Source organism: Streptomyces sp. NPDC002206, assembly GCF_053593595.1.
In genome coordinates, this window is sequence record NZ_JBSFCW010000008.1 from 311,569 (window position 1) to 320,301 (window position 8,733).

The window sequence follows — 8,733 nt, forward strand, 5'->3', positions numbered from 1 at the left end:
GCGTCCGTGCGCCCGGGTCAGGGGGCGAGCAGCAGAACGTCGGCGCGCTCCTTGGCGGCCGCGTACCGCTTCGCCACGTCCTGCCAGTTGACGACGCGCCACATGGCCTCGATGAAGTCGACCTTCTGGTTCTTGTACTGGAGGTAGAAGGCGTGCTCCCAGGCGTCGAAGACCAGGATCGGAACGGATCCCTGGCCGACGTTGCCCTGGTGGTCGTAGACCTGCTCGACGATCAGCCTGCCGCTGAGCGGCTCGTGCGCCAGCACCCCCCAGCCGGAACCCTGCGTGGTGGCCGCGGCCTTCGTCAGCTGGGACTTGAAGCCCGCGTACGAGCCGAAGGAGTCGGTGATGGCGTCCGCGAGGTCGCCGACACCGTCCGCCGCGAGGGGCTCGCCGCCGCCGTCGCCGCTCATGTTGTGCCAGTAGATCGAGTGCAGGATGTGGCCGGAGAGATGAAACGCGAGGTTCTTCTGCAGGCCGTTGATGGCTCCCCAGGCCTCCTTGTCCCGTGCCTCCTCCAGCTGCTCCAGGGTGTCGTTGGCGCCCTTGACGTAGGCGGCGTGGTGCTTGTCGTGGTGGAGCTCGATGATCTGCGGGTTGATGACCGGTTCGAGCGCCGCGTAGTCGTACGGGAGTTCCGGGAGCGTGTACGTGGCCATGGGGCGAACCCTCCAGCTGCTGTCCTGTTGTTATTGCAATCTATATGCAAGAGCAGGCTAACAGCAGGAACGGGGGAGTGTGATCAGCCCTTCGGTCCAAGGCTGCAGGCCGCCCCGCGTGATCACTGCCAGGTGGCTCACCGCCGGCCTGATGTACGGCGACGGGCGAGCGGGGCCGAGGAGACCGGCATGCCGGCGGGCAGGTTCATCGCTGCCGGGGTGACGGGCGGCTGCGCGGCGCGGATCGCCTCGGGTGTCGCCTCCGGCGCGCCGCCCGTCGGATCGCGGAATTCGGTGCTCGGTGCGACCCCGGTCCTCAAGGGCGTCACCGCCTCGCCGGTCCGGTACCGTACCGGTGTGGTTTGCAACTACCGTGCCCCGGAAGGGAGTTGGCTGCCCGGCGGAGCGTCGGGCAGCGGCAGCGGGACGCTGGCCGCCGCTTTCCCTGGGCAGGTCCCGGCGCGACTGGACGCCTCGGCCCGCGACCACGAGCCGCCGGCGGCGGGCCACACGGTCGGAATCCGGCAGGTCCTGCGCCCGTACCCGGCGCGCACTGCCCGCCACACCGCGCCGTACCTCAAGCTGGTGGACGAACTGGAACGGCGGGGCCGGCGGCCCGGGGCGCTCGCCGCCCACGCCCGGGCCCGAACGGAGAGCCGATGACCATCTTCCCCACGACCCTGCTGCTCGCCCGGCACGGACAGACCGTCTGGCACTCCCAGAACCGCTACGCCGGGGTCAGCGACGTCGCACTCACCGACGAGGGCCGCCGCCAGGCCGAGCAGCTGGCGGACTGGGCGGTCCGGCATCCGGTCGCCGCGATCTGGACGTCGACCGTCTCCCGCGCCATCGAGACCGCCGAACCCGCCTGCCGGGCGCTCGGCCTCGTACCCGGGCGCGAACACGATCTGCGCGAGTGCGACTTCGGGGCGGTGGAGGGGCGCACCCTCGCCGAATTCGCCGCCGAGGACCCGGCTTGGGCCGAGGCGTATGTCGCGGACCCGGTGACCCATCCCTTCCCCGGGGCCGAGGACCCGCGCACGGCGGCGGCCCGGGGGACGGCGGCCCTGCGCCGGATCGCACACTTCCATCCGGGGCAGCGGGTACTGGTCGTCGCACACAACACGCTGCTGCGGCTGGTGCTGTGCGAACTGCTGTCGATTCCGCTCGGCGCCTACCGCCGGGTCCTTCCGCAATTGCGCAACGCGGCGGTGAGCGAGGTGCAGCTGGGGGACGAGGGCGGCGCGCTGCTCTCCCTCAACGTGCCGTGCGCCCCCGACGTCAGTTCTTGACGGCCGCGGCCCGGCGCTGGCGTACGACACCGATGACCGCCAGTACGACAGTCAGCGCACCGGTCGCCAGCAGCTGGTCACGCGTGTCGGGCCGGCGCAGCATCAGCAGGAAGACGGCGGCCATGGCAGCCGGCGCGAGCAGCGTCGCGACCTTCGGGTCGTCCCACGGCACAAGGGTGACGATGACCGCCATCGAACCGACGTGGAAGAGCGCGATCCGCCACATCGCCGTCCGGACCGCCTCGGCGACGCCCCGCACCGGGTTCTCGGACTCGGCTCAAGGTGAACACCTGCGTACACGCCCGCCGCGGATCCGCCCCGTCAGGCCCGTCGCCGGTCCCGCAGCTCCCGCGCCCCCGCGACGAGCAGCACCAGACCCGTCGCCCCCGCCGACCACAGCACCTGCGGGCGCGCCACGTCATCGGTCAGCATCAGCACCAGTACGGCCACGAGCGCGGCCAGCGTCACCCAGGTCAGCCACGGGAAGCACCACATCCGCAGGGTCAGTGCCTCGGGCGCCTCGCGCTCCAGCCGGCGGCGCAGCCGCAACTGCGACGCGGCGATCAGCCCCCAGACGAACAGCAGCACCGCGCCCACCGAGTTGAGCAGATAGAGGAAGACGGAGTCGGGCCACTTCAGATTGAGCAGTACGGAGACGAAGCCGAAGGCCACCGAGGCGAGGACCGCCCGCCGCGGCACTCCGCCCGCGCCACCGCTCCCCGACACCTTGAGCAGCCCGCGCGGCCCCTCGCCGCGTTCGGCCAGCGAGAAGACCATCCGGGACGCGCCGTAGAGATTGGCGTTCAGCGCGGAGAGCAGCGCCACGAACACCACGATGTTCATGATCTGCCCGGCCGACGGCACCCCGATCGCGTCCAGGACCTTCACGTACGGGCTCAGACCGGCCTGCTGCGCGGTCCACGGCAGCACCGTGACGATCACCAGCATCGAGCCGACGTAGAAGAAGAGGATCCGCACGACCGCGCTGCGCACCGCACGTCCCACCGCGCGCGCCGGATTGTCGGTCTCGGCCGCGGCGATCGTCACGACCTCCAGGCCGCCGAACGCGAAGACGACGGTCAGCACACCTGAGACGACGCCGCCCCAGCCGTTCGGCAGGAAGCCGCCCTGCCCGGTGAGATTGGTCAGCCCGACCGGATCGGTGTCCGGGAGCAGACCGAAGACGGCGAGCAGCCCGAGCACCAGGAAGATCACGATCGCGGCAACCTTGAGCGCGGCGAACCAGAACTCGAACTCGCCGAAGTTCTTCACCGCGGTCAGATTGGTGACGGTGAACACCACCATGAACGCCAGCACCCACGCCCACTGGTCCACGCCCGGCACCCAGCCGTGGGCGATCTGTGCGGCGGCCGTCGCCTCCACAGCGAGGACGACCACCAGCAGGAACCAGTAGAGCCACCCCACGCTGAACCCGGCCCAGCGGCCGAGTGCTCGCTCGGCATGGACGGAGAAGGCGCCGGAGGCGGGTATCGCGGCCGACATCTCGCCGAGCATCCGCATCACCAGCATCGCGAGCGCGCCGGCGATCAGATACGACACGACGATGCCCGGCCCGGCGACCGCGATCCCGGCGCCCGAACCGACGAAGAGCCCGGCGCCGATCACCCCGCCCAGGCCGAGCATGGTCAGATGGCGCTGCTTCAGCCCGTGCGAGAGCGGTTCCTGCTGCGTGGGGGGAGGGGCGTCGTGCATGGGGTGCGGGTCACTCTCGGATAATTTATGGGGAACCTACAGTCTCACGCTGCGAGACCCAGCCCGTCGGGCGCCCCCTCCAGGCCCCCACCTCAGTGACGAGCATCACGCCGTCACGTGATTGCGTACCGGTCTTTGTCCGAACCCCACCAATCCGTCAACCGCCGCTTTGTGGGCGGCTGATGGTGATCGAGCGTTAACCCGTGGGCTAACGTCAGCCTCAGTCTGTCCCCACCTGCCCTCACCACCGCGGAGTCCCGATGAGCACTGCTGCCGCCCCCATCCGTACCGGAGCGGTCCTCGCCGACCTGCTGCCCGCCGTCAGGCACCGCTACGCCATCGACACCGCCCTGGTCGTCGGCGGCGCCGCGCTCACCGGCATCGCCGCGCAGATCGCCGTCCCGGTCCCCGGCTCCCCGGTCCCCGTCACCGGCCAGACCTTCGCCGCGCTCCTCGTCGGCACCGCGCTCGGTGCCCGCCGCGGCTTTCTCTCCCTCGCCGTGTACGCGCTCGTCGGCATGGCGGGCATGCCGTGGTTCGCGGGCGGCAGCTCCGGCGCGGGCGGCGCCTCGTTCGGTTACGTCCTCGGCATGCTCCTCGCCGCCACTGTGGTCGGCGCCCTCGCCCGCCGCGGCGGCGACCGCTCCGTGCTGCGCACCGCCGGCACCATGGTGCTCGGCTCCGCGATCATCTACGCGGTCGGTGTCCCGTACCTGGCGCTGTCCACCGGGATGTCGGCGAGCGCCGCGATCGCGGCCGGACTGGTGCCGTTCCTGCTCGGTGACGCGCTGAAGGCGGCGCTGGCGATGGGCGCGCTGCCCGCCGCCTGGAAGCTCGTCGGCCGCCGCGGCTGACGGAGGCTCACGCGCCTCACGCGCTTCCGTAAGTCCCTCCGAAGAGGCTCGCCGGGTCGTACTGCGACAGCAGACCGGCGAGCCTCTTCCGTGTCCGGGCGTCGTGAAGTGATTCGGTACGGTCCCCGCCGCCGAACGAGAAGCTCAGCGACCGACCCACGGTCGGCGGCTCCAAGGCCCCGGATGCCCGCGCGTACAGCACCTGTACCGCCGTCACGTCCCTAAGGCGAGCGGCGACAGCAGCCGCACCGGACAGGCGGGGTCGCGGTACGGCATTGGGCACCGCGGCCGGCGGCCTGCCCAGGTGACTGATGCACCACCGTCATCATCGGCGCCCTCGGCCCGGTCAACGCCAGGGTCCGCAGAGCCCGTCCGCGCCCGGTCCGCTCGGCATCGCGCCGTCCGCGCCCGGCGGCGTACACGGCGGCGGCCCGGACCTCGTCGGCATCGGTGACGCCGACGAGGTCCGGGCCGAAGCGCGGAACCTGTCCGGAACCCGGCCAGTTCCTCCGCATGTCCGGGGTCGCCGGGGCGGAAGGTGATCGGGGCAGGCAGCTGGTCGTTCGTGGAGAGGCTCTCCGTTCGCCCGGTGTGCGGCAGGAGAGAGCCTCCCCGGTATACCCGACATCGACCGTCAGGCAGGGACGGGCTGGATCAGGCGTCGGCGGACGCGTCCGCCGTGACCGCGGCCGTTCCGGCCTTGCGCTGACGGACCTCACGTACCAGTGAGATCGCCACCACGATCGCTGCGACGAGCAGCGAGAGCAGCACCTGCTCACGGCCGCTGTCGTCGGTCAGCATGTAGACCAGCACGAACGAGATCATCGCGATGGTCGCCCAGGTCAGATACGGGAAGAGCCACATCCGCACGACCAGCTTCTCCGGCGACTCGCGCAGGATGATGCCGCGCATCCGCAGCTGGGTGAAGCAGATGACCAGCCAGACGAACAGGGCGACGGCACCGGAGGAGTTCAGCAGGAACTGGAAGACGGTGTCCGGCCACTGGTAGTTGAAGAACACGGCGACGAAGCCGAAGACGACGGAGGACAGGATGGCCGCCCGCGGCACGCCCCGCTTGTTCGTCCGGGCGAACGCCTTCGGTGCGTCACCGCGCTCGCCGAGCGAGAACGCCATCCGCGAGGCCGTGTAGAGGCCGGAGTTGAGGCAGGACAGCACGGCCGTCAGCACGATGACGTCCATCACCTGTCCGGCGTGCGGAATGCCGATCGAGTTCAGTGCGGCGACATAGCTGCCGTCCTTGAGGATCGACGCGTCGTTCCACGGCAGCAGCGTCAGCACGATGAAGATCGAGCCCAGGTAGAAGACGGCGATCCGCCAGATCACGCTGTTGGTGGCCTTCTGGACGGCGCGCTGCGGGTTCTCCGACTCGCCGGCCGCCAGTGTCACGATCTCGCTGCCCATGAACGAGAAGACGACCATGAGCACACCGGTGAGGATGGCACCCGGCCCGTGGGGGAAGAAGCCGCCACTGTCGGTGAGATGCGCGAGCCCCGAGCCCGGGTTGTCCGAACCCGGCAGCAGCCCGAAGACGGCGAGCAGCCCGACGACCACGAACGCGGCGATCGCCACGACCTTGATCCCGGCGAACCAGAACTCGAACTCTCCGTACGAACTGACCGAGACCAGGTTCGTCGCGGTGAGCACCAACATGACGATCAGTGCCCATGCCCACTGCGGGACGGCCGGTACCCAGCCCTCCAGGATCTTGGCACCCGCCGTGGCTTCGACGGCGAGCACCACGACCCAGAAGAACCAGTACAGCCAGCCGATCGAGAAGCCGGCCCAGCGGCCGAGGGCCCGGTCGGCGTAGGCGGAGAAGGAGCCCGAGCTGGGCCGGGCCGCGGCCATCTCGCCGAGCATCCGCATCACGAAGACGACCATGAGGCCGACCAGCGCGTACGAGAGCAGAATGGCCGGTCCCGCGGCGGCGATACCGGCACCGGAACCCACGAAGAGGCCCGCGCCGATCACTCCGCCGATGGCGATCATCGAGAGGTGACGGTTCTTGAGACCGGCCTGGAGCCCGTCCGAGGAGCCCGGCTTGTCCGCCCGGCCCGGCTCGCCGGGCTGGTGGCCCGGCCCTGCCAGAGTCGTTTGCGTCATGGATCGAATCCTTACGTTCTGGATCACTCGGTTCCGTGGCTGTGCCGCTGCACGGTGGTGGGCGGCGAGTCCCAGGCATTGAAGCCCGCAGAACCCCGGAAGCGGAACCCCCTCTTCCGGATCATTGTCCGGATCGTTGCCGGTGTGGGGTTGCACACACCCCCCCCCGCACAAGGGCTCCGCACGGGGTAGGCCCGGAGGGTCCCGACCCCGATGACGGCTTCCCCGTGATCCGCATGCCACACTCGACACATGCGCGTGTACCTCGGCTCAGACCATGCCGGTTTCGAACTCAAGAACCACCTCGTCGAGTGGCTCACGGCCCAGGGCCACGAAGCCGTCGACTGTGGCCCCCACATCTACGACGCCCAGGACGACTACCCGCCGTTCTGCCTGCGCGCCGCCGAGAAGACGGCCGCGGACGCGGGCAGCCTCGGCATCGTGATCGGCGGCTCCGGCAACGGCGAGCAGATGGCCGCCAACAAGGTGAAGGGCGTACGCGCCGCGCTCGCCTGGAGCGAGCAGACCGCCGCTCTCGGCCGCGAGCACAACAACGCCAACGTGGTGTCCATCGGTGGCCGCATGCACACGGTGGAGGAGTCGACGAAGTTCGTCGAGATCTTCCTCGCCACGCCGTACTCGGGTGAGGAGCGTCACACCCGCCGCATCGAGATGCTGACGGCGTACGAGACGACGGGCGAGCTTCCCCCGATCCCGGCCCACCACCCGCAGCAGGGCTGACCGCCCCACCCCCCCGTGCCGCCGGCCTGCCCGGCGGCACAGCCATTTCCCCATATCCCACGACACCGAGGAGAGCCGCCGCCGTGCCCGAGGGACACACGATCCACCGCCTGGCCGCGGACCACCGCGACCGGTTCGTGGGCGGGCCGGTGCGGGTCAGCAGCCCGCAGGGCAGGTTCTCGGACAGCGCGGCGCTCCTCGACGGCCGTGGGTTCACCGGCGTCGACGCGCACGGCAAACACCTGTTCCTCGGCTTCGAGGACGCCGGGTGGATCCACATCCACCTCGGCCTGTTCGGCAAGCTCCACTTCGGTACGACACCGGTTCCGCCGCCCACGGACACCGTCCGTCTGCGTCTGGCCAACGACGACCACCACGCGGACCTGCGCGGCCCGACCACCTGCGCCCTCATCACGGAACCCGAGAAGCGCGCGATACACGACCGGCTGGGCCCGGACCCGCTGCGGACCGACGAGGACGGCGAACGCGCCTGGCGGCGGATCTCACGCAGCCGTATCACGGTGGCCGCGCTGCTGATGGACCAGAAGGTCATCGCGGGCGTCGGCAACGTGTACCGGGCGGAGGTCCTGTTCCGGCACGGCATCGACCCGTTCCGCCAGGGCAAGGACCTCACCCGTGCGGAGTGGGACGCGATCTGGGCGGACCTGGTGACGCTGATGCGCGCGGGTGTACGGAACAACCGGATCGACACGGTGCGCCCGGAGCACATGCCGGAGACGATGGGGCGGGCGCCGCGGGTGGACGACCACGGGGGCGAGGTGTACGTGTACCGGCGGGCTCGGCAGGGGTGCCACATCTGCGGCGCGGAGATCCGCGCGGCGGAGCTGGCGGCCCGCAACCTCTTCTGGTGCCCGACCTGCCAGCGCGCCTAGCCTCGTGTCCTCAATCGCCGGACGGGCTTGATTTCCCTTCATGCAGGCGCCTTCGAGGCCGCGGGTCTTCTCCGAGCCCCGAACGACCGCCGGGCGCCTCCGGCGACGTCACCCCCGCCAAGGACTGTCCCGTGATCCCTGGCGGGCGCACGACGACAGCCACGGCACCTCGCTGCGTTGTCGGAGCGCCCGAATACGCCCGGTACGGGGATGCCCCTCCGTCTTGCGATGCACCGCATCCGACGCCGCGCGCTGATCCACCAGGGATGACGGGACGGCCCTCAGAACCCCCACGGAAGCCACGGCTCCACCATCCCCGAGAACGCCGACGCCGCCTCCGCCACCGCGCCCGCCCGCAGCTCCTGTACCCGCCCGGCCCGTGCCAGTGAGACCAGCGATTCGCCGCCCAGGTACACCGATCCCAGCTCCCGTACGGAAAGCGCCAGATCCGCCGGAT

At 70.5% G+C, this 8,733-nt stretch carries 9 protein-coding genes and 1 pseudogene; 5 read left to right on the plus strand and 5 right to left on the minus strand.

Annotation, left to right across the window (positions count from 1 at the left end; all coding sequences use genetic code 11):
• Nucleotides 1-17 precede the first annotated feature (17 nt).
• Nucleotides 18-659, minus strand: a complete 642-nt coding sequence (locus ACWCP8_RS18470) for a superoxide dismutase (RefSeq protein WP_451116933.1) — start codon at nt 657-659, stop codon at nt 18-20.
• 189 nt (nt 660-848) lie between these two features.
• Between ACWCP8_RS18470 and ACWCP8_RS18475 the strand changes: the two genes are divergently transcribed.
• Together ACWCP8_RS18475 and ACWCP8_RS18480 are read left to right on the plus strand one after the other, a co-directional pair.
• On the plus strand, nt 849-1,322 hold the full coding sequence (locus ACWCP8_RS18475) for a hypothetical protein (protein ID WP_451116935.1): 474 nt from the start codon (nt 849-851) through the stop codon (nt 1,320-1,322).
• Nucleotides 1,319-1,951: a histidine phosphatase family protein gene (locus ACWCP8_RS18480; protein WP_352262175.1), complete on the plus strand. Its 633-nt coding sequence runs from the start codon at nt 1,319-1,321 to the stop codon at nt 1,949-1,951. Before ACWCP8_RS18475 ends, ACWCP8_RS18480 begins: the two co-directional genes overlap by 4 nt.
• Here ACWCP8_RS18480 and ACWCP8_RS18485 read toward each other — a convergent pair.
• Both ACWCP8_RS18485 and ACWCP8_RS18490 read right to left on the minus strand, forming a co-directional pair.
• Nucleotides 1,941-2,228: pseudogene (locus ACWCP8_RS18485) on the minus strand (hypothetical protein); the annotation flags it as partial. The gene ACWCP8_RS18480 and the pseudogene ACWCP8_RS18485 sit on opposite strands and share 11 nt — an antisense overlap.
• Before the next feature lie 44 nt (nt 2,229-2,272).
• Nucleotides 2,273-3,664 (minus strand): amino acid permease, encoded by a 1,392-nt coding sequence (locus ACWCP8_RS18490; RefSeq protein WP_352262173.1) that lies wholly within the window; start codon nt 3,662-3,664, stop codon nt 2,273-2,275.
• 260 nt (nt 3,665-3,924) lie between these two features.
• Between ACWCP8_RS18490 and ACWCP8_RS18495 the strand changes: the two genes are divergently transcribed.
• Nucleotides 3,925-4,518, plus strand: coding sequence for a biotin transporter BioY (locus ACWCP8_RS18495; RefSeq protein ID WP_352262171.1), 594 nt, complete (start codon nt 3,925-3,927; stop codon nt 4,516-4,518).
• A gap of 654 nt (nt 4,519-5,172) precedes the next feature.
• Here the strand turns inward: ACWCP8_RS18495 and ACWCP8_RS18500 are convergent.
• Nucleotides 5,173-6,642, minus strand: a complete 1,470-nt coding sequence (locus ACWCP8_RS18500; protein ID WP_328627807.1) for an amino acid permease — start codon at nt 6,640-6,642, stop codon at nt 5,173-5,175.
• A gap of 252 nt (nt 6,643-6,894) precedes the next feature.
• On the opposite strand from ACWCP8_RS18500, the gene ACWCP8_RS18505 reads away from it, so the two are divergent.
• Both ACWCP8_RS18505 and ACWCP8_RS18510 read left to right on the plus strand, forming a co-directional pair.
• Complete coding sequence (locus ACWCP8_RS18505; protein ID WP_352262166.1) at nt 6,895-7,383, plus strand: ribose-5-phosphate isomerase; 489 nt, start codon at nt 6,895-6,897, stop codon at nt 7,381-7,383.
• An 83-nt stretch (nt 7,384-7,466) separates the two neighbouring features.
• Nucleotides 7,467-8,276, plus strand: coding sequence for an Fpg/Nei family DNA glycosylase (locus ACWCP8_RS18510; protein ID WP_352262164.1), 810 nt, complete (start codon nt 7,467-7,469; stop codon nt 8,274-8,276).
• Between the two features lie 281 nt (nt 8,277-8,557).
• Here ACWCP8_RS18510 and ACWCP8_RS18515 read toward each other — a convergent pair.
• Nucleotides 8,558-8,733, minus strand: a 176-nt coding sequence (locus ACWCP8_RS18515; RefSeq protein WP_451116960.1) for a sterol carrier protein domain-containing protein, incomplete at its 5' end; no start/stop codon positions are given.